Source organism: Brucella sp. MAB-22 (genome assembly GCF_025908475.1).
GTDB classification, from domain to species: Bacteria; Pseudomonadota; Alphaproteobacteria; order Rhizobiales; family Rhizobiaceae; genus Brucella; species Brucella anthropi.
The window spans coordinates 750,427-769,857 of the sequence record NZ_CP109782.1 but is presented as its reverse complement, the minus strand read 5'-3'; the positions used below and the strand labels follow the sequence as shown (position 1 = coordinate 769,857).

The window sequence follows — 19,431 nt, the reverse complement described above, 5'->3', positions numbered from 1 at the left end:
TTCAGCGAATTGTGAAGATCAGGCCTTCACCCGCCCCCGGCGATGTTCGACCAGCATCGACCATGTATAGAGCGCAAGACCGGCCCAGATCAGCGCGAAAGCACCGAGCTGAGCTGTCGAGAACGGCTCGTGGAAGATGAAAATCGCAAAGAAAAACAACATCGTCGGCGTCATATACTGCATGAGGCCGAGCGTCGTATAGCGCAGCAATTTGGCACCACCTGCATAAAGGATCAGCGGGATGGCTGTGAAAGGCCCCGCCAGAAGCAGCATCGTCACGTTAAACGCTGGGCCGGTCGAGAAATGGTCCTGACCGTTTGCGGCCAGCCACAGCACATAGCCCAGCGCCGGAATGCACAGGATGAGCACTTCAAGTGTAAAGCCCTGCAGCGGTGGCATTGGCAGTGACTTGCGGAAGAAACCATAGAGGCCGAAAGTCAGTGGCAGCGCCAGCGATACCCACGGCAAACCGCCTGCATTGACGGTCAGCAGTATCACTGCAGCGAAAGCCAGTCCCACGGCAACATATTGAACCCTGGTCAGCCTTTCGCCGAGGAAGAGACCCCCGAGGACGACATTGAACAGTGGATTGATGTAGTAGCCGAGCGCTGCACCCATCACCTGATCATGAGCCACAGCCCACACATAGATCGACCAGTTGATAGTGATAAGCCCGGCTGTCAGAGCAGCCATGGCCAGCATACGCGGCTGGCGCACGGCGTTGAGAATGCCTTTGAACTGGCCCAGAGCCAGCAAAAGCAGCAGCGCGACCGGAACCGACCAGATCACGCGATGCGACACGACTTCCATTGCCGGGATGTGGCCAAGTGCCTTGAGATAGAACGGTAGAGCGCCCCAGAGCCCATAGGCTGCCAAAGCCATCAGAAAACCGCGCGACCCGTCAGAAAGGCGCGTATCGGTGATGGTCTGGTCGGACATGCCTCTCTCCTCGGCGAAACTGAAGATGTCGCAAACCGATTGCGGCAGGCGAAGCATCAAACTTCACCTGCTATGCGCCCAACAACCCATAAAATCCATTCAATTAAACTGATCGAAGCATCAATCGCCGTGAACAGATGGGTTTACTCAGCAGCAGCCAGTCCGGCCATCGCGCGGTTCTTCATCAGCTTGTAGTTGACCGAATCCATCAGTGCCTGAAAGGACGCGTCGATGATATTGTCCGACACGCCAACCGTGCGCCAGCGGGCACCGGTCGCATCTCCGGATTCTATCAGAACGCGCGTAATAGCCGCCGTACCGCCATTGAGGATACGCACCTTGAAGTCCACCAGTTCAAGATCCTCGATTTCGGCCTGAAAACGCCCGAGGTCCTTGCGCAATGCAATATCGAGCGCGTTGACCGGGCCATGTCCTTCGGCGACCGACATGCGAACCTCGCCATCGACCTCAACCTTGACCACGGCCTCGGAAACGGTCTTCAACATGCCGTTGGCATCGAAACGACGCTCGACGAGGCAGCGGAAGGATTCGACCTTGAAGAATTCCGGCTGTGGCGTCAGCATGTTGCGCGCAAGAAGTTCGAAACTCGCATCCGCGCCTTCATAGGCATAGCCTTCGGCTTCGCGCTCCTTGACCACGGCAATCAACGTATCGAGACGCACATCGTCCTTCGCAACGCGAATGCCCCGGCGTTCCAGTTCGGCGATGAAATTGGACTTTCCACCCTGATCCGACACCATGACACGCCGGCTGTTACCGACGGATTCCGGTGGCACATGCTCATAGGTCTGCGGTTCCTTGAGCAGCGCGGAAGCATGGATTCCGGCCTTGGTCGCAAATGCGGAAGTGCCAGTATAGGGCGCCTGCTCCGTCGGCGGACGATTCAGGATATCATCGAAGGCGCGCGAAATCCGCGTGATCCCCTTCAGCGCAGCAGGCTTGATCCCCAGCTCAAAACGCTCTGCCCAATAGGGTTTCAGCGCCAGTGTAGGGATCAGCGAAACGAGATTGGCATTGCCGCAACGCTCGCCTATCCCGTTGAGGGTCCCCTGCACATGGCGAACACCCGCATCGATAGCTGCAAGCGAGACGGCGACCGCCTGCTCGGTGTCGTTATGGGCGTGGATGCCAAGGCTTTCACCCGGAACTACAGCCGTCACGGCGGCAACAATTTCGGCGATTTCCGACGGTTGCGTGCCGCCATTCGTATCGCAAAGCACAACCCAGCGCGCACCTGCCGAATAGGCAGCCTTGGCACAGGCAAGCGCATATTCGGGATTGGCCTTGTATCCGTCGAAGAAATGCTCGCAATCGACCAGCGCTTCCCGTCCTGCCATACGCGCAGCAGTGACGGAAGCCGTGATCGACTCCAGATTTTCCTCATTGGTACAGCCCAGCGCCAGGCGGACATGATAGTCCCAGCTCTTGGCAACGAAGCAAACAGCATCGGCAGAGGCTTGAAGCAAACTGGAAAGGCCCGGATCGTTGGATGCCGAAACGCCTGCACGCTTCGTCATGCCGAAGGCCACAAACTTGGCGCGGGCAGTCTGGCGACGCTTGAAGAAAGCCGTATCAGTCGGATTTGCGCCCGGATAACCACCTTCCACATAATCGACGCCCAGCTCTTCCAGCAGCACGACAATCGACTTTTTGTCCTCGACCGAGAAGTCAATGCCGGGTGTCTGCTGCCCATCCCGCAAAGTGGTGTCGTAGATATAGATGCGTTCGCGTGCCATTATTCTGCTCCCCGCATTCGGGCTGGACAACAACCTCCCGTTTCAAGTTTTGTCCGTCCTCGCACGCTTCGCGGCTGCGGGCGGACGGTAAGCGTCTGCTGCCCATCCCGCAAAGTGGTGTCGTAGATATAGATGCGTTCGCGTGCCATTGTGCCTGCCTGTCGGTGGGTCTGCGGTCCGGTCAACCTTGCTGTTGCGGCCAGCTTTCAGTGTCGTAATCGGGATGCTGGTAGGAAATCATCGTTCGTACAAATTCGATGCTCTCCGGATCGCGTTCCGTTGTGTAGCCGGGAAGATTTGCAAGTTCCGGCACATAGGGCAGCTGCTTTTCGATGCCCCACTGAACCGTCGGCTCGATTTCCTCCGGTGCATCGAAAGCGCCTATGGCAAGCGCGATCCCGTCGGGCGCTTCGTAGGTAAGCGGCGTGCCGCATTCGGGACAAAAGCCCCGCTGCACATGATTGGACGAACGAAAGCGCTTCGGCTCGTTGCGCGTCCATTCCAGCTTCGCATCGCTCACCGAAACCAGCGGCGCATAGAAATTACCGAACGCTTTCTGGCACATGCGGCAATGGCAGATCGATGCGGAGCCCATCGCGCCGTCGACGCGAAAGCGAACCGCACCGCACTGGCATCCGCCGGTATAGATCGGTTTGTTATCAAGCGTCATGTCATCCTCCCTGCTCCATAAGCTTGTTAGCCTACCACATCCCAGCTGGTTGTGCGTTCGCCCGTTACCGGGTCCTTGCCATCCTTGAGCTGAACACCTTCCTGAAGCAGTTCGTCGCGAATGCGATCAGCCTCAGCCCAGTTCTTCTCATTGATGAAGCGCAGACGCTCCGCGATACGTGCTTCGATGGCTTGATGATCCACTTCCGCCTTTGCAAAGACAGGAATATCTTCAGCCATAACGAAATGCGGATCCAACAAGCCCAGCAGCGCCATGCCCTCGCCTAATCCGGTGATATCGCGTGCTTTGAAAGCCTTGCGCAATGCGGTGATCGCCGTCCAGCTGTTCAAATCGTCAGACAAGGCCTCAACGACTTCACCAACTGCGGTCAGCGTTTCCGGTACAGTGAACTTCCTGTCGCGCAGCAAGCCATACCAGCGATGCAGTTCGTCGGCGGATTCTGCCAGACGCTGCGCCGTCCAGTTGATCGGCTCACGATAATGCGTCTGTAGCATCGACAAGCGTGCCGCCAGACCGATCCAGCGATCACGCGCATCCACGTCATCCCATACGCCCAGTTGCGGCAGGCCTTCGTTCAGCACATCGCGAATGGTGATGAAATTGCCGAGCGATTTCGACATCTTCTGCCCTTCGACCTGCAAGAAGCCGTTATGCATCCAGATGTTTGCCATCCGCTCAGTGCCGAATGCGCAGCATGACTGCGCAATTTCGTTCTCGTGATGCGGGAAGACGAGATCGATACCGCCGCCATGAATGTCGAACTGGTTTTTCAGCGGATCATCGCACTTCAATCCGCCACCAAACGGCTCAAGCAGCTTGGCCATCGACATGGCCGAGCACTCGATGTGCCAGCCCGGCCGGCCCAGCACCGCAATCCCCGCAGGAGACGACCAGCCCGGCTCGCCCTCTTTCGACGGTTTCCACAAGACGAAATCCATTTCGTCCCGTTTGTAAGACGCGACGTCAACGCGGGCGCCAGCCAGCATCTCATCCAGCGAACGGCGGGCGAGCGCACCATAGCGCGGCCCCTTCCGTTCATTCATGGCGGACGGCGAGAAGAGGACATGGTCCTCAGCCACATAGGCCACACCAAGCTTCACGAGACGATCGATCATCGCGCGCATCTCGTCCATATGCTCGGTTGCACGCGGCTGAACACTGGGCTGCAGATTGCCGAGTGCCGTCACGTCAGCCTGAAACTGCGCATTGGTGCTTTCCGTCACCCGACGAATGGCTTCATTGAAGGCAAGATCAGGGTAATCCCGCGCGGCACGGGCGTTAATCTTGTCATCAACGTCGGTAATGTTGCGCGCATAGGTGACATGTTCTGCGCCATAGACATGACGCAGCAGACGAAACAACACGTCGAAAACGATCACCGGACGGGCATTGCCTATATGCGCGAAGTCATAAACCGTTGGTCCGCAGACATACATGCGCACATTGTCAGCATCGAGAGGAGAAAACTCCTCCTTCGTGCGGGTCAGCGTGTTGTACAGACGCAGTTGTGGCGCATAAGCCATTGTAAATATTCCCCAAATAGACCTGTGAAATCAGTGCGCAACTGACCGCAGCCGACTGGCCGGGGCGTTATCATCCAATTTTTATGAAAGGGAGACGAAAACGGCCGGGCCAGCAAACTGCTAGCCAATAATAATCGCACAAATACAAATGATCGTGGTCGGCGTTTTCATGGCTGCACTTATCCTCAGCAGGAGTGCTTCCGTCAAGAACTTTCGCTAAGCGGCTGATAGTTTAGTGAGATCACCAAGCATGTTGTATTTTTGCAACCTGCATATCCCCCTTTCCCGCGTTAACCGGAAAACCGCAAAACCGGCTCCAAACAGCCTTCATTCGGTCTCAATCAATCACAAAATGGTGAGCAGGCATTATCGAAAGGAAGGACCAATGTCTAAGAGTGAACTGCAACCCCGCCAAGACCGACTGGTTGATAAATACCGCGAAATCGGGCCTGCCGTGCTTGTTGCAGCATTGCTGAACGCAACGCGGCGCAGCAGCGACGGTCGTAACGACAATCGCCGGCGTTCCATTCTCGCCGTCAAGAAGACAGGCTGAAGAAGCTGATGTCGTTCAGCGCCGAGCCGCGCAGGCTCGGCGATCAGAGTCGGTGGATGCGTAACAAATAGCGCCAGTTCAGCAAGACTGGCGGTCACGGTCAGAACATCGAAAGCTGCCCGCCATTTCCGTCATCGGATTCGGGCTTGTTCTTTCGCTTCGGCTTTGCATGCTCCGAAGGAACCTGTTCCTTTACACGCTCCTGCAAATCGGGCGTCGTGTTGGCCACCTTGTTGACCTTGTCCGACACCGGAATTGCATCAAAGAAATCATCCTGAGCCGGACGCATGATATCCGCCACTTCGCGCGGCAGAAAACGTTTGCAGTCCAGCCAGCGGGCAAAATCTTCCGGCTGCACAACAACAGGCATCCGTTCATGAATCGGCCGCAACAGGCCGTTGGCACTCGTCGTCAATATGCCTCCGGTATCGATCTGCGATCCGTCCGCACTGCTCCATGTCTCGATCAAGCCGCCAAAAGCAACGATTCCGCCCTTGCGCGGGCGCACCCAGTAGGCTTGAGCCTTGTTCTTCCCCTCACGGCGCCATTCATAGAAACCCGATGCCGGGATCAGGGCGCGCCGATGGTTCAGCGCCGCACGGAACGAATTCTTCTCTGCAGCCGTCTCGGAGCGGATGTTGAACATGAGCGGCCAGTCGTTCGGGTCTTTGACCCATGACGGGACAAAACCCCATCGCACCAGCAAGCCGACGCGATCCGGCCTGTTGCTGCCCGGCGGTGGCGTTTCCCCGCCCAGAATAGTCAATATGGGTTGCGTTGGCGCGATGTTGTATCGTGGAGGAAAATCCTCTGCGATCAATGCGGCCGCGAAGGCTTCCAACTCCTCCCGGCTTGCAGTCAATGAAAAACGTCCACACATGGTAGCCATGTTTAGCGTTTTTCTGCGCCGGTCAAGGGGTGCTTTTCCATTACCAACGGTGTAGCTCTAGCATGATGAAAACAGTTCCCGTAGTTCCGATACCTCTGAAGGTTCATGGTGTTTCACTGATCTGCAGACGCGAAGGGCGCTTCCTTCTGGTCGAGCGCGGGAAGGAGCCGTGGAAAGGCTGGCTTGCCTTTCCGGGAGGAAGTATCGAACCGGGCGAAACACCCGAACAAGCCGCGATCCGCGAGCTCAAGGAAGAAACGGCGCTTGATGCAAGGGCGCTATCGCACGTCATTACTGTAGATCTGGCGCTTGAGGGAAAGGCATATGACAAGAGCTATTATCTGTCTGTGTTCCGGGCCATCGAAGTTTCGGGGCAGGAAATTGCCGGAGACGACGCCGCATCCATTCACTGGCTGACGATAGAAGAAATGGCGTCCGCAAAGGTGACGGACAGTACCCTCGATGTCGCCCGCACGGTGGCGGAAAATGAAGACGAGCGCTTGGATATTAATCCTGTTTAGCGATCTGCCTTGAAGAGGCCCCGATTTATAGCAATAGCTCATTTTCAGGTGAGAGGTTTTCGATTGAAAAGCATTCCGTTTTTTCGACCGGCTATCTGCTTCTCGATCGCTTTATGGGTCGGGGCGGCATGTCCGGCTTCCGCTCAGGACGCGCCCTATGAAGGGAAGATGTTGCGGCTCGCCGAAATTCTCGGCTCGCTTCACTATCTGCGCAATCTGTGTGGCGAAGCTGGTAGCGAATGGCGCGATCGGATGGATGCGATTGTGACGGCGGAAAAGCCTTCCGAAGCCGAACGGGTGCGGCTCATTTCGAGCTTCAACCACGGGTATCGCGTGTTCAGCGACAATTATACCCGTTGCACCCCTTCGGCGCTTGCGGCGATTGATCGCTACATGAAGGAAGGCGAGGACTTGTCGAACGAGATCATCTCGCGCTATGGAAATTAACCAATCATTCACTCTTGTGCGGATTGACAGGATTAGTTCGTTCAAATCCGTGATAATCTGTTAACACTGTCTTAAGAAGGCAGTCACGTTGCCAGATGGTTGAGCTCCCGCGAAACGGTGAGACACCGACAGTGCAACAGAAAGGCGAAAGCCAGGATGAAGTCTATGGAACATGCACCGGCCGATCTGGACGAAATGATTGCGCGCGAGAAGAAACTCGTCGCAATCGAATATCATAACGAGGCCTGGGCAGACGGTATCTCTGAAGGTATCGAACCGGAAATCCTTGCCGAAGCAGCCTTTACGACCGCGCTTACTGAACTGATCCGTGAAGCGGGCGACGATTGTGCGCTGGAGCTGATTGAGAAAATGCGCGAACAGATTGTAGCGGGAACCTTCCTGCCGCAGCGCATTCTTCAATAGCATCGATAGAGCGCCGGTCGCGGGACCAGACCGGCGTAGCAGTTCCCTCCCGGCGTCCCTCTTCTTGCGCCAAATGTCATTCCCGATCAGGAACTTCGCCTCGCCCCGAGCTTTATTGGCCGGGATAATCCTTGCCTGCGGCATTGCCTTGCCCGCAGCCGCGGCAAACTCTTTTGACGTCGCACTGGCGAACCAATCGGATTTCCTGCAACGCCCCGGTGGCCGTGCAATTGCCGATGAGAGCGACAATCCTTCTCCCATTCCCGTGCCCGGAGCGCTTCCGCGCGCAATACCAAGAGTGTCGCCCGGCCATGAGCCTGCCCCGGCGACATCCTCCAAGCCCATGCCGGAAATCCATCGCGATTTCGACAAGCTGCCTGAGCCTGTGAGGCTGACGCGGGAGCGCATGCTGGAAGCTGCCCGCTCCGGCGACATTGAGCAATTGCGACCGCTCCTCGGCGTCGAGGACAAGGCCACCCAGCTCTCGCTTGAGGACCACGAGGAAGACGTTATCGATTTCCTCAAATCGCTGTCGGGCGACGAAGCAGGCCGTGAAGTTCTGGCAATCATCGTCGATCTACTGGATACGGGCTATGTGCACCTGAATGCAGGCAAGGACGACGAGGTTTATGTCTGGCCCTATTTCTACGCCATGCCCCTCGACAGACTGACACCGCCGCAGATCGTGGAGCTTTTCGAAATCGTCACCGCCGGTGATTTCGAGGATATGAAGAAAGCAGGCGGCTATATCTTCTACAGTATCGGCATCGGGCCGGACGGTAGCTGGCGCTTTTTCACTGCGGGTGAATAGTCAGACCCCGAAACGTACCCGGCTCGGCGGCTCGTTGTAGATGCGTTGCCAGACCCGGCGAAACTGCCGTGCAGAAGCAAAACCCGCTTGCGCCGCAACATTCTCGATATCGAGCTCGGAATTCAGAAGCATCTCGCGCGCAAGGCTGATCTTGAGACGATTGACATAGTCGGTCACCGTCATTCCGGCATATTCATTGAACAGACGCGAGAAGTTGCGCGGACTCGCACCGCCAATATCCGCCAGTCGTTCCACCGACCATTCCGCCGCCGGATCGTGCGCGATGGCATCCTGTGCGCGATGCACAACCGGGTTCATATGGTTTCGCCCATCAAGCCAGGGCGATAGTTGCGGATCATTGCCACTGCGCCGCAGATAAACGACCAGATAACGCGCAACCGCCAGCGCCGTGGCGTGATCGGTCAGCCCCGCCACGATGTGCAGCATCAGATCGATGCCTGCGGTGATGCCCGCGCTCGTCAACCGCTCGCCGTCTTCAACGAACAGCCTGTTCTCATGCACGCGTGCGGCAGGCGCCAGCCGTTCGAGTTCACCAAGCGTTAGATGGTGCGTGGTGCAGGAATAGCCGTCGAGTAATCCCGCGCGCGCTGCGAGCAGCGCACCGGAACAGATCGTCACCAGCCGCACACCGGGGCGAACTGCCCGGCGAAGCCATAGAACGATTTCATTTTCAAGTGCCGCATCAGCGGATCGGTGGATCTCCGCGTTTCCGAGCGGAATATCGGCAGCACCCGAAACAATGACCAGTGCGTCATCTGGCAAGGCTTCTGGCAAAAGCTCCACCCCCGCCACTGGCAGACCGATGGAACTAAGCACGGTCGATGCTGGCCCGATATAACAAACGTCGAACCGTACCTTATGCTGTTCAAGATTTGCCTTGCGCAAAACCTCCAGCGGTCCCGCCACGTCGAGCAGAAGCACACGTGGCGGGATTACGACATAAACCGGAACTACCCGGACAATGTCCGCTTGGTCACTCATGCTGCCTTCCGTTCTCCGGGCGTGGCGAGCGCCTGTTCCACAGTTACGATACGAGCAAAGCGATTGGCCAGAACAAGCTCGGTGCGAGCCTTGATGTCCACAGCGCTCCACTCATGGCCGCTTTCGTCAGTCATGGGAAAGGTCAATGTCGCTTCACTGACGAAATCGACGTGATATCCAAAATCCGATGCCTGCCGTGTTGTCGTCTCGCAGCATTGCTCTGTGCGGATACCCGAAACCAGCACACGGCGGATACCATTGGCAATCAGCCACACATCAAGCCCGCTTCCCACCAGCGCGCTGTGGCGACGCTTGCGGAAGACTGCATCGGGCTCAATCGACAGGGGCGAAATCGCCTTCACCAGACCCGATGCTTCCGAGAATGGGCCTTCATTCTCGACATGGAAAATCTGCACCACTGGAATACCGGCACGCTTTGCGCCATCGATCAGCGCCTGCTGGCGTTCAATATAGGCGCCAACCTCTTCGTCCCGGTAGTAAGGCCGGTGGCGGAATGACTCCTGAGCGTCGATAACCAGCAAAGCTGTATCTTGAGCGGACATTTTTGTTCTCCCTATAAAAAGACTATAGGGAGAGACTACGCCTTGCAACTTGGATCAAAAGCCACCTGACGGACAAAGAGCGGACAGATCACGCCAACACGTTACCAGCTCCTTACCTTAAAGAATATCCCCAAGAGGAGGTGCATACTTTGCTGGCGTAAACTCCACAACGTCATAAGTTGCCAGTCCGTGTTGCCTGAAAGGGTCAAGCCTCAGTATCGCGTCCAGCTCACTTTTGCTGACCTTACCGCTTGCAAGGATCACGCCGCCGTTTCGTGGGTTTTTCGGCCCGGAAGCCAGGAAAACGCCATCCGCATATTGCCGGTCCAGAAACTCCCGATGCGCTTCGAGATGCCTCCCGATCTCCTCAAGAGGCTTGATGTAGGTCAGGTTGACAACGAACATGAGACGACCTTCAGCGATGCGGCAATGCCTCGAGGAATTCCACCGGCTCGCCCTTGTTGGCGTTGACGATCTCCGCTTCCCACATCACCTTTATGCCGCGCACGAAAGTGCCAATCGGCCATCCGGTAACGGTCTTGCCATGATAGGGCGTCCAGCCAGCCTTCGAACCGGCCTGCTCATGCGTGATCGTTTCGCGGCGCTTCATGTCCACGATGGTCAGGTCGGCATCGTAGCCGACTGCAATACGACCCTTGCGCGCCATGCCAAAAATACGGTTCGGGCCGTGGCTGGAAAGATCGACGAAGCGCTCCAGCGTGAGCCTACCCGCATTGATGTGATCAAGCATGATGGGCACCAGCGTCTGCACGCCTGTCATGCCAGACGGGGAAGCCGGATAAGGCTTCTGCTTTTCTTCCAGCGTATGCGGAGCGTGGTCAGAACCGAGCACATCGACAATACCCTGATCGATGCCCTTCCATACGCCATCGCGGTGACGCTTGTCACGGACAGGCGGATTCATCTGGATGAGATTGCCGAGTGTCTTGTAATCGTCTGCCGACAAGGTGAGATGATGCGGCGTTGCTTCGCACGTCGCGACATCCTTGTGATCTTTCAGGAAGTCGATTTCTTCGGCTGTGGAGATATGCAGTACGTGAATGCGGGCGCCAGTATCGCGAGCGATGCGCACAAGCCGTTCCGTGCATTGAAGCGCTGCAACTTCGTCGCGCCAGACCGGATGGCTCGACGGATCACCCTGCACGCGCAGGCCTTCGCGTTCCTTCAACCGGAACTCGTCTTCAGAGTGGAAGGCCGCGCGACGGCGCGTGTTCTTCAGGATCGAACGAACGCCATCATCGTCTTCAACAAGCAGATCGCCGGTGGACGATCCCATGAAAACCTTGATGCCAGCAGCGCCCGGCAGGCGTTCCAGTTCAGCAACGTCGTTTGCATTGTCGCGCGTACCACCAACCCAGAAAGCGAAATCGCAGTGCATGCGATGGCGGCCACGACGAATCTTGTCTTCCAGCGTCTCGGCGGAAGTGGTGAGCGGCTTGGTGTTCGGCATCTCGAACACGGAGGTCACCCCACCCAGCACGGCTGCGAGTGAACCGGTTTCGAGATCTTCCTTGTGTTCAAGGCCAGGTTCGCGGAAATGGACCTGGCTATCCACCACGCCGGGCAGAATATGCAGGCCGGTGCAGTCGATCACCTCACCTGCCGTATGTGTGGAAAGAGAGCCTATGGCAGCGATGCGACCATTGCGAATACCGACGTCGCGTTGGCCTATACCGTCGTGATTGACGATGGTTGCACCCTTCAAAATCGTATCGAATGTTTCGGCCATAGTTGTCTCCTGCCAGATTGATAGGACTTGCGAGCCTTTCCATTGGGGCTTACGTAACGAAGGCGCGAAAGGCAAGGACGAAGCGATGACGACGGCAGTTGAAGTGGTAAATCTTTCAAACAGGGCTTTGGTTCATATCACTGGCGAAGAGGCGGAAAAATTTCTGCAGGCTGTGATTACCACCGACCTCGACAAGCTTGGACCGGACAACCTGAAACCGGGAGCATTGCTCGCTCCGCAAGGGAAAATCCTGTTCGATTTTCTCGTTTCACGCATTGATGGCGGCTTGCGTTTCGATCTCCCGGCAAGCATTGCCGCCGATTTCATCAAGCGTATCACCCTCTACAGGCTGCGTGCAAAAGCCGAAATAACGCAACTACCAGAATCGCTTGTCAGTGTTTCCTGGCAAACTGAATCACATCCTTCACAGAATGATTCAATCAAGCGGGACAGCCGCTTTCCGACCGAGCTGAACGTACACCGGATTTACGGTCCGGCCGATGGCACGACCGATGAAAGCGCATGGACAAAGCTGCGCGCAGAGTATGGCATAGCGGAAGGCGAAACGGATTTCGCTTATAATGACGTCTTCCCGCATGACGTCAATTTCGACCAGACCGGCGGCGTTTCCTTCCCGAAAGGCTGTTTCATCGGGCAGGAAGTCGTGTCGCGCATGCAGCATCGCGGTACGGCTCGGCGGCGCGTTCTGGTGGCGCACTCCGATGGAAATCTACCTCCGATGGGTACGTCCATTACCGTTGATGGGCGCGAGATCGGCACGACAGGAAGCTCCGCTGACACTATCGGCATCGCGCTTGTGCGCATCGATCGCGCCAAGGATGCGATAGATGCGGGCAGTCCGATTCTGGCTGGCGAAACGCCCATAACACTCACCTTGCCGCCTCATGTGCGGTTCGCGTTTCCGGAAGCTGAAGCGGGTAACGCCTGATGGCAAGCGCCGACCGATCTTCCGGCAAGACACGTGCCTGGCAGCGCATGTTGTCGGGACGCCGTCTCGACCTGCTTGACCCCTCGCCGCTCGATATTGAAATCGAAGATATTGCTCACGGCCTTGCCCGTGTTGCGCGCTGGAACGGTCAGACTGTTGGTGAACATGCATTTTCGGTTGCACAGCACTCGCTGCTCGTGGATCAGATATTCAACCGGCTGGTGCCCGATGCCAGCGTTGAATGGCAGCTATTGTCACTCCTGCACGACGCACCGGAATATGTGATCGGTGACATGATCTCGCCCTTCAAGGCGGTGATGGGTGGTAATTACAAGATAATTGAAACGCGACTGGAAAACGCAATTCACCTGCGCTTCTCGCTACCGATTACCGTGCCCGTCCAACTCAAGACGCTGATCAAGCGCGCGGATCAGGTTGCCGCTTTCTTTGAAGCCACACGACTTGCCGGTTTCACCGAGACCGAGGCCGTTAAATATTTCGGGCGCCCGCGTGGCTTCGACCCCGCAGGGCTGGATATCGCACCGCGCCCCACACAAGACGTGCAGACGGATTTCCTGGCGCGATTTGCGGCATTGGACAAGGCGCGACACCCTCGATGAGCCGGATCGTCGTGACGCCCTTGTCGCAACTGGCAACACAACTCGCATCGCACCAGCCAAGCCATGTCGTGACGCTTGGAAGCGAGGCTCCGGTGGCTCTGCCTGATGGATACGATGCCAATCGCCTGTCACTGACGTTCAGCGATATTATTGAGCCACGCGAGGGGCTGATTGCCCCCGATGAAAGCCATGTGCGGGGACTTCTGAACTTCGCGAAGAGCTGGCCCATGGACGCGCCTTTGCTCATCCATTGTTATGCTGGCATTTCTCGTTCTACGGCCGCGGCTTATATCATCGCTTCCGCATTGAACCCGACGCTGGATGAAAGCGAGCTTGCCGCGCTTGTTCGCAGCCTGTCACCATCTGCGACGCCGAATATCAGGCTCATATCGCTCGCAGACGAAATTCTGGGGCGAAATGGACGAATGGTTGCAGCCATACGCGCAATCGGACGCGGAGCGGATGCCTTCGAAGGTGAGGTTTTCAGCCTGCCTGTGAGAACAGGATCAAATGCATCTAAGGGCTGATTGCCCGCCCGAGAGCATTCAAAAACCCACCCCGCGCATCAGGCGGTGTTACAGCACGCGGCTCCCAGACATGCCGCATCAGAAAATAGCCTGTCATCGTGAACGCATGATCGATGTCGTCATAGGACGACGCGCGAACAGCCGTGTTGTTGACGAAGCCGGGTAGCAGCAGAAGCTTGTCAGCCCATGGCGCACCCGCATCACGGCAGACCGCGCGCCCGGATTTCGGCGACACATAGATCAGGTCTTCCTTGACGCCTGTTGCCGCGCATTTCTTGAGATCAAGGCCGAAGCCCAGCTCTTCAAGCATCATCACTTCGAAACGCAGCACCAGTTCGCCGGAGGCCAGCGGATCGTCAAAATGTTCGATGATGAGCCGCAATGTCTCATAGAGGCCGCGATGCGGATCGCGTTCCGGCAGGAGACGCAAATGGGAAGCCGCCAGTTGGATACCGTATAACGCCACCGGCGTTTCGATGAGGCGGGCGGCGGCAAATTCCAGCGGTTCGATGGTAAAACTGCCCATATGCTCGTCCAGCCGCGCCCACCATGTCACGTCCACATGATTGCCCGGCTGTAGCAAAGGCTGCATGCGGCGGGAACGCCCGCCGCGCACCATACCCATATGGCGGCCATGCTCACGGGTCATCACTTCCACGATGGCGCTTGTCTCGCCATGGCGTCGTGTCCCGAGAATTATGCCTTCATCGCGCCATTCCATGGCCGCCAGTCTTATAATTTAGGTTGGAAAATCAAGACCCATTTCACGATAGCGTTCCGGGTCGTTGCCCCAGTTCTCACGCACTTTCACGAAAAGGAAGAGATGAACCGTCTGTTCCAGTATCTCGGAGATTTCCTTACGCGCGGATTGCCCGATTGCCTTGATCGTCTCGCCCTTGTGGCCAAGCACGATCTTCTTCTGGCTTTCGCGCTCGACATAGATCACCTGCTCGATGCGGATTGATCCATCCTTGCGCTCTTCCCAGCGTTCGGTTTCCACCGTCGACGAGTAAGGCAGTTCTTCATGCAGGCGCAGATAGAGCTTTTCGCGCGTGATTTCGGCTGCAAGCTGCCGCATCGGCATGTCGGAAATCTGATCTTCCGGATAATACCAAGGACCGTTCGGCACGTTCTCTGCGAGATATTTCGCAAGATCCTTGCAGCCCGATCCGTTCAGCGCCGAGATCATGAAGGTCTGGTCGAACGCGACCAGCTCGTTGGCCTTGCGGGCAAGCTCCAGCAAAACCGGCGGATCGACACGATCAACCTTGTTGAGCACCAGAACCTTCTTCCGGCGCACATCCTTCATGCTCGAAAGCAGCGCTTCGGCGTTCTCGTTCAAACCGCCTTGCGAATCGAGAAGAACGAGAATGATGTCGGCATCCTTCGCACCGCCCCAGGCCGTGGTGACCATGGCACGGTCGAGCCTGCGCTTCGGCCGGAAAATACCAGGTGTGTCCACCAGGACGATCTGCGCCTGATCTTCGATGAATATGCCGCGCACAAGAGCGCGCGTCGTCTGCACCTTGTGCGTGACGATAGAAACCTTCGTTCCCACAAGCTGGTTGACCAGCGTGGATTTCCCCGCATTCGGCGCCCCGATCAACGCCACGAAGCCGGACCGGGTCTGGCCTGCCTCGTTTTCGCCGTCAGCCGGCGTCGTCCGATTGTTCATTTTTTATCCTTCCAGACGATATTTCCTTGCAGAACGCCGCCGTCCCCTGCGTACGGCATTCCGGATACGACAAAACCGCCGACGAAAGCGACACATCGTAATTGACTGATTATAACCGATCTCGACTTAAAAAACGCCAACTCTTGCATCAAGCGGAATCGTCACGCTTCCAGACGCCTTCGCGATAAAGCATCGCTTCCGCCGCATTCTGTTCGGCTATTCTTTTGGAACGCCCCTCACCCGTTTCCGTAGCAAAGCCCTTGACCGTAACCTCCACCGCAAACAGCGGATCATGGTCCGGACCGGTGCGGCTTATGATGGCGTATGAAGGATGGACGTTGCCCTGCTGGTGTGCCCATTCCTGCAATTCCGTCTTGGCGTCACGGCGGGCAGCGCCCGTTTGCAGAGACCGCTTCTCCCAGTAGCGCTTGACGAAAGGCCGCACGGCCTCCAGTCCGCCATCGAGATAGATCGTGGCGATCAGTGCTTCGACAACATCGGCGCGGACATTCAAAAGACGCTTGTCATTCAGCGACTTGATATCGGAACCGGTATGGATGAGGTTAGCGAGACCGATCTCATCGGCAATCGCCGCACAGGTTTCTGCGTTCACCAGCGCATTGAGGCGAACCGACAGTTCACCTTCGGATGCGTCCGGAAACTCATCGAACAGCATTTCCGCGACGGTCAGTCCCAGAACGCGGTCCCCGAGAAATTCGAGACGTTCATAATTTGCGCGCGATGGCGCCTGCACACTTGAGTGGGTGAGCGCACGATCCAGCCGTTTCAAATTGAGAAAACGGTGTCCGGTGCGCTCCTCCAGGATTGCTGCTGCCTGATTTGCCGAAGCCATTTCAGTTTCCGGTTACAGCTGTATGAGGCGCGGCATTGACTGAACTGAACAGTCGGCCAAAGCGCACATCAGTCGGCCATTTCCAGATTTCCAGCGGGCTCGCCTTGTCGGCGATCGAGAAGAAGATGATGTTTGCGCGCCCGACAAGATTCTCAAACGGAACATAGCCAACGCCGAAACGGCTATCGAGCGAGTTGTCACGATTGTCCCCCATCATGAAGTAATGGCCGGCTGGAACCTCGAAAACACGCGTATCGTCACCGATGGAGTTTGGCGACAGATCAAGCGTGTCGTAGGTCACGCCGTCCGGCAAGGTTTCACGATAGACTTCGACGGGACGGTTCTGTTCGGTGACATCGGGATTGTTGATCGTGCCGATGCGATCGCGCTTGACCGCCTGATCATTGATATAAAGCACACCACCGCGCATCTGCACACGATCACCCGGCAGGCCGATTACACGCTTGATGTAGTCGACGGAAGGATCGCTCGGCAGTTTGAACACCACCACGTCACCGCGCTTCGGTTCGGCACTCCAGATGCGACCTGAAAACAAATCCAGTCCGAACGGCAGCGAATAGCGCGAATAACCATAGGCATATTTTGAAACGAACAGATAATCGCCTTCGAGAAGCGTGGGGCGCATGGAGCCCGACGGTATGCTGAAAGGCTGGAAAAGAAGGGTGCGGATGACCAGTGCCAGCAGCAGCGCCTGCACGATAACGCTGATGGTTTCGCCAAGGCCGCCGGATTTTTTTGTCTCACTCTTGCTGGACACGCTCATTGTATCTCCGCTTCCGATAACGCGATCTAATAACGACTATGAATGCATGACGCAATCAGGCCACCGGCAGAACGCCGGTTTATCGCACGATTATGAGCAGGAGTTTACCTGTCACAACCACAACTATTTCGTCTCTGTGCCTGATCCAAAAGTCGCCATGCCTTGCTGCAAATGGCATTTTTCTGCGCTTCCGGTGCTCATGTACCTTTAAGTACACTGTGCTCCGGTTCTCGAAAATCACCATTCTCGCTGCGGCCTGACGCATTTTGATTCAGACACTCAGGCAGGGCTTCGATGATCACGAACGCCTGCGCGAGAGGAAAATCATCGGTAATTGTCAGATGTATGGCGGCGCGCGTTCCGGCGGGCAAGAGTTTCTGCAGCTGCTTCGCCGCACCACCGGTCAAATGCATGGTGGGCTTTCCGGAAGGGGCATTGACCACGCCCATGTCCCGCCAGAAAACGCCCTGAGCTATGCCAGTTCCAAGCGCCTTCGCACAAGCTTCCTTCGCCGCAAAGCGTTTTGCATAAGATGCGGCGCGCTGCTTGCGCCCGTCCGATTTTTTCTGCTCGACCTCGGTAAAAACCCTGTTGCGAAAGCGATCGCCGTGTCGTTCCAGCGCGCTTTCGACACGACGAATATCGATGAGATCGCTGCCTATACCGACGATCATACTTTCTGAAACTCCTGTTCGCGGTGCAGGCGATGCTTTTCGGCAAGGCGTTCGATACGGCGACGGCGGAAGGCCGAGACGGCAAACCGGGTAACGAAATAGACCACGACAGCGAATGCTGCGCCCAGAATCGTTGAGCCGAATAGCATCGGCTTCAAAAGCGGCGTCCAGATTTCATCGAAATGCATGGTTTCCAGCGCCCGCCCGAGATGAACTGGCGGAGCATCGTCGATGCTTCCATTCATGATGAAGCGGCCCAGCTCGAATGTGCTGCCCCAGATGAATGGCAGGGTCAGCGGATTGGCAAGCGTCGTGCCAAGTGCCGCGGCGGCAATATTTCCGGCAAGGAAGTAGGCCAGCACGATTGCGATGATGAGATGGAAGCCAAAGAAAGGCGTGAACGCCGAAAACACGCCCACGGCCAGACCGGCTGCGACAGCATGAGGCGAGGCAGTGATGCGCAGAATCCGCTTGCCACCGTACCGGAAGGAACGGGAGAAGGAGCGGCGCGGCCAGACCAGAAGCCTTAAGCGCTCTTTTCTGGTCGGAGGATTACGGCGTTGAAACAGCATGCGCTTCTATTAATGCTCTCCCATCGCGGAGACAATTGTTATTATTCGGCCAAAACTGCGGCGTTGTCGCTGCGCTCAAACGGAACAATGTCCAGTCGAGGCAAATAAAACCGCGGCGAAACACCGAGCATCCTGCGGAACATCGTCGTGAAAGCGGAAACGCTGTCATAACCCAGATCCAGTGCCACGCTCGTCACCGCCTCCCCTTCTGCCAGGCGCGGAACTGCCGCAAAAAGACAGGCCTGCTGGCGCCAGACTGAAAGGCTTACGCCAGTCTCCCGTTGGAAATGCCGGGTGAACGAGCGCCGGCTCATCGCCATTCTGTCCGCCCAGTCATCAATTGTGGCGCGCGAAGAAGGCTTTTTCACGAATTCACGACACAGTTTCTGCAAGCGCGGATCCGATGGAAAAGGCAGGCCCAGCGAGCGTTGCGGCAATGTGTGAAGGTCCCGCAGGATCAGTTCGATTACCAAAGCATCGCGACTATCCGGTTCCGGCGTGCTGTCCTGCGTCGTTGCATCCGTTATGAGGCACCGCATGAGATCGGTAAGCCCGACCACGTGGAGATAATCCGGTACGCCCGAGACGGCATCGACGCAGATGTAAATCGACCGCATGAAGACTTCGCCGAGGATTTCGACCGAGTGCTCCACACCTGCCGGTATCCACATGGCGTGGTCACTGGGAATCATCCAGCGTCCAGCATCCGTCGTCACCAGCACCACTCCTTGTGAGGCGCAGAGAAGTTGTGCCCGGCTATGACGGTGGCGCGGCACAAAATAGCCGTCGGGATAGCGTGTCGGCAAGGCAATCACTGGCCCGCTCATGCCTTCCAGCATGGCAATACGCTGCTCGTGGAACTTCTGCAGTTCCTCGCTTCCCGGCAGTAAAAGCCCCGGCGGAGACTT

The 19,431-nt window shown here is 56.9% G+C and carries 23 protein-coding genes and 1 pseudogene; 8 read left to right on the top strand and 16 right to left on the bottom strand.

Translation table 11 applies throughout. The annotated features are described in order from the left end of the window. Positions 1 to 18 precede the first annotated feature (18 nt). From rarD to cysS, 4 genes are all read right to left on the bottom strand, one after another. Positions 19 to 939, bottom strand: a complete 921-nt coding sequence (gene rarD, locus OHI65_RS13165; RefSeq protein ID WP_010661660.1) for an EamA family transporter RarD — start codon at positions 937 to 939, stop codon at positions 19 to 21. A 143-nt stretch (positions 940 to 1,082) separates the two neighbouring features. After that, a complete protein-coding gene (gene cimA, locus OHI65_RS13160) occupies positions 1,083 to 2,696 on the bottom strand; it encodes a citramalate synthase (RefSeq protein WP_264358983.1) in 1,614 nt (537 codons plus the stop codon). Between the two features lie 181 nt (positions 2,697 to 2,877). After that, complete coding sequence (locus OHI65_RS13155; RefSeq protein ID WP_010661658.1) at positions 2,878 to 3,366, bottom strand: GFA family protein; 489 nt, start codon at positions 3,364 to 3,366, stop codon at positions 2,878 to 2,880. Positions 3,367 to 3,392: 26 nt separating this feature from the next. Next, positions 3,393 to 4,910 (bottom strand): cysteine--tRNA ligase, encoded by a 1,518-nt coding sequence (cysS, locus tag OHI65_RS13150; protein WP_123218616.1) that lies wholly within the window; start codon positions 4,908 to 4,910, stop codon positions 3,393 to 3,395. Positions 4,911 to 5,295: 385 nt separating this feature from the next. Between cysS and OHI65_RS13145 the strand changes: the two genes are divergently transcribed. Beyond that, entirely contained in the window at positions 5,296 to 5,463 is a 168-nt protein-coding gene (locus OHI65_RS13145; RefSeq protein WP_010661656.1) for a hypothetical protein, read from the top strand. Positions 5,464 to 5,563: 100 nt separating this feature from the next. Here OHI65_RS13145 and OHI65_RS13140 read toward each other — a convergent pair whose 3' ends face one another. Continuing rightward, entirely contained in the window at positions 5,564 to 6,343 is a 780-nt protein-coding gene (locus tag OHI65_RS13140; protein ID WP_264359164.1) for an SOS response-associated peptidase, read from the bottom strand. Between the two features lie 74 nt (positions 6,344 to 6,417). Between OHI65_RS13140 and OHI65_RS13135 the strand changes: the two genes are divergently transcribed. The 4 genes from OHI65_RS13135 (at position 6,418) to OHI65_RS13120 (ending at position 8,554) form a co-directional block, all read left to right on the top strand. Further along, positions 6,418 to 6,873: an NUDIX hydrolase gene (locus OHI65_RS13135; protein ID WP_264359163.1), complete on the top strand. Its 456-nt coding sequence runs from the start codon at positions 6,418 to 6,420 to the stop codon at positions 6,871 to 6,873. A 72-nt stretch (positions 6,874 to 6,945) separates the two neighbouring features. Further along, positions 6,946 to 7,320: a TIGR02301 family protein gene (locus OHI65_RS13130; protein ID WP_373418758.1), complete on the top strand. Its 375-nt coding sequence runs from the start codon at positions 6,946 to 6,948 to the stop codon at positions 7,318 to 7,320. A 156-nt stretch (positions 7,321 to 7,476) separates the two neighbouring features. After that, positions 7,477 to 7,743 (top strand): hypothetical protein, encoded by a 267-nt coding sequence (locus OHI65_RS13125; protein WP_010661652.1) that lies wholly within the window; start codon positions 7,477 to 7,479, stop codon positions 7,741 to 7,743. Between the two features lie 73 nt (positions 7,744 to 7,816). Continuing rightward, the gene (locus OHI65_RS13120) at positions 7,817 to 8,554 is read left to right on the top strand and encodes a hypothetical protein (RefSeq protein ID WP_264359162.1); all 738 of its coding nucleotides are present in this window, start codon (positions 7,817 to 7,819) and stop codon (positions 8,552 to 8,554) included. On the opposite strand, the gene OHI65_RS13115 is transcribed toward OHI65_RS13120, so the two are convergent. The 4 genes from OHI65_RS13115 to OHI65_RS13100 form a co-directional block, all read right to left on the bottom strand. Then, positions 8,555 to 9,556 (bottom strand): GlxA family transcriptional regulator, encoded by a 1,002-nt coding sequence (locus OHI65_RS13115; RefSeq protein ID WP_029925244.1) that lies wholly within the window; start codon positions 9,554 to 9,556, stop codon positions 8,555 to 8,557. Then, positions 9,553 to 10,119, bottom strand: coding sequence for an isochorismatase family protein (locus OHI65_RS13110; protein ID WP_264358982.1), 567 nt, complete (start codon positions 10,117 to 10,119; stop codon positions 9,553 to 9,555). The genes OHI65_RS13115 and OHI65_RS13110 overlap by 4 nt, the downstream gene beginning before the upstream one ends. A 117-nt stretch (positions 10,120 to 10,236) precedes the next feature. Further along, positions 10,237 to 10,524, bottom strand: coding sequence for a YciI family protein (locus OHI65_RS13105; protein WP_012092407.1), 288 nt, complete (start codon positions 10,522 to 10,524; stop codon positions 10,237 to 10,239). Between the two features lie 10 nt (positions 10,525 to 10,534). Continuing rightward, on the bottom strand, positions 10,535 to 11,869 hold the full coding sequence (locus OHI65_RS13100) for a dihydroorotase (protein WP_012092408.1): 1,335 nt from the start codon (positions 11,867 to 11,869) through the stop codon (positions 10,535 to 10,537). 85 nt (positions 11,870 to 11,954) lie between these two features. Between OHI65_RS13100 and OHI65_RS13095 the strand changes: the two genes are divergently transcribed. From OHI65_RS13095 to OHI65_RS13085, 3 genes are read left to right on the top strand one after another with little or no spacing between them, the layout of a single operon-like run. Next, positions 11,955 to 12,818: a YgfZ/GcvT domain-containing protein gene (locus OHI65_RS13095; RefSeq protein WP_012092409.1), complete on the top strand. Its 864-nt coding sequence runs from the start codon at positions 11,955 to 11,957 to the stop codon at positions 12,816 to 12,818. Then, positions 12,818 to 13,438 (top strand): YfbR-like 5'-deoxynucleotidase, encoded by a 621-nt coding sequence (locus OHI65_RS13090; protein WP_012092410.1) that lies wholly within the window; start codon positions 12,818 to 12,820, stop codon positions 13,436 to 13,438. The genes OHI65_RS13095 and OHI65_RS13090 overlap by 1 nt, the downstream gene beginning before the upstream one ends. Then, a complete protein-coding gene (locus OHI65_RS13085; RefSeq protein ID WP_264358981.1) occupies positions 13,435 to 13,965 on the top strand; it encodes a tyrosine phosphatase family protein in 531 nt (176 codons plus the stop codon). The genes OHI65_RS13090 and OHI65_RS13085 overlap by 4 nt, the downstream gene beginning before the upstream one ends. Here OHI65_RS13085 and recO read toward each other — a convergent pair. From recO to OHI65_RS13050, 7 genes and pseudogenes are all read right to left on the bottom strand, one after another. Beyond that, positions 13,955 to 14,686 carry a DNA repair protein RecO gene (gene recO, locus OHI65_RS13080; protein WP_012092412.1) on the bottom strand — a complete coding sequence of 244 codons (732 nt, stop codon included), beginning with the start codon at positions 14,684 to 14,686 and terminating at the stop codon, positions 13,955 to 13,957. The genes OHI65_RS13085 and recO overlap by 11 nt on opposite strands. A gap of 18 nt (positions 14,687 to 14,704) precedes the next feature. Continuing rightward, a complete protein-coding gene (gene era / locus OHI65_RS13075; protein WP_264358980.1) occupies positions 14,705 to 15,640 on the bottom strand; it encodes a GTPase Era in 936 nt (311 codons plus the stop codon). A 148-nt stretch (positions 15,641 to 15,788) separates the two neighbouring features. After that, a complete protein-coding gene (rnc, locus tag OHI65_RS13070) occupies positions 15,789 to 16,493 on the bottom strand; it encodes a ribonuclease III (protein WP_010661641.1) in 705 nt (234 codons plus the stop codon). A gap of 1 nt (position 16,494) precedes the next feature. Next, entirely contained in the window at positions 16,495 to 17,277 is a 783-nt protein-coding gene (gene lepB, locus OHI65_RS13065) for a signal peptidase I (protein ID WP_010661640.1), read from the bottom strand. A gap of 281 nt (positions 17,278 to 17,558) precedes the next feature. Beyond that, a pseudogene (gene acpS, locus OHI65_RS13060) lies at positions 17,559 to 17,951 on the bottom strand (holo-ACP synthase); the annotation flags it as partial. Further along, the gene (bspA, locus tag OHI65_RS13055) at positions 17,948 to 18,523 is read right to left on the bottom strand and encodes a type IV secretion system effector BspA (RefSeq protein WP_264358979.1); all 576 of its coding nucleotides are present in this window, start codon (positions 18,521 to 18,523) and stop codon (positions 17,948 to 17,950) included. The gene bspA and the pseudogene acpS, both read right to left, overlap by 4 nt. 41 nt (positions 18,524 to 18,564) lie before the next feature. Continuing rightward, a complete protein-coding gene (locus OHI65_RS13050; protein WP_185756028.1) occupies positions 18,565 to 19,410 on the bottom strand; it encodes an AraC family transcriptional regulator in 846 nt (281 codons plus the stop codon). Positions 19,411 to 19,431: the final 21 nt, after the last annotated feature.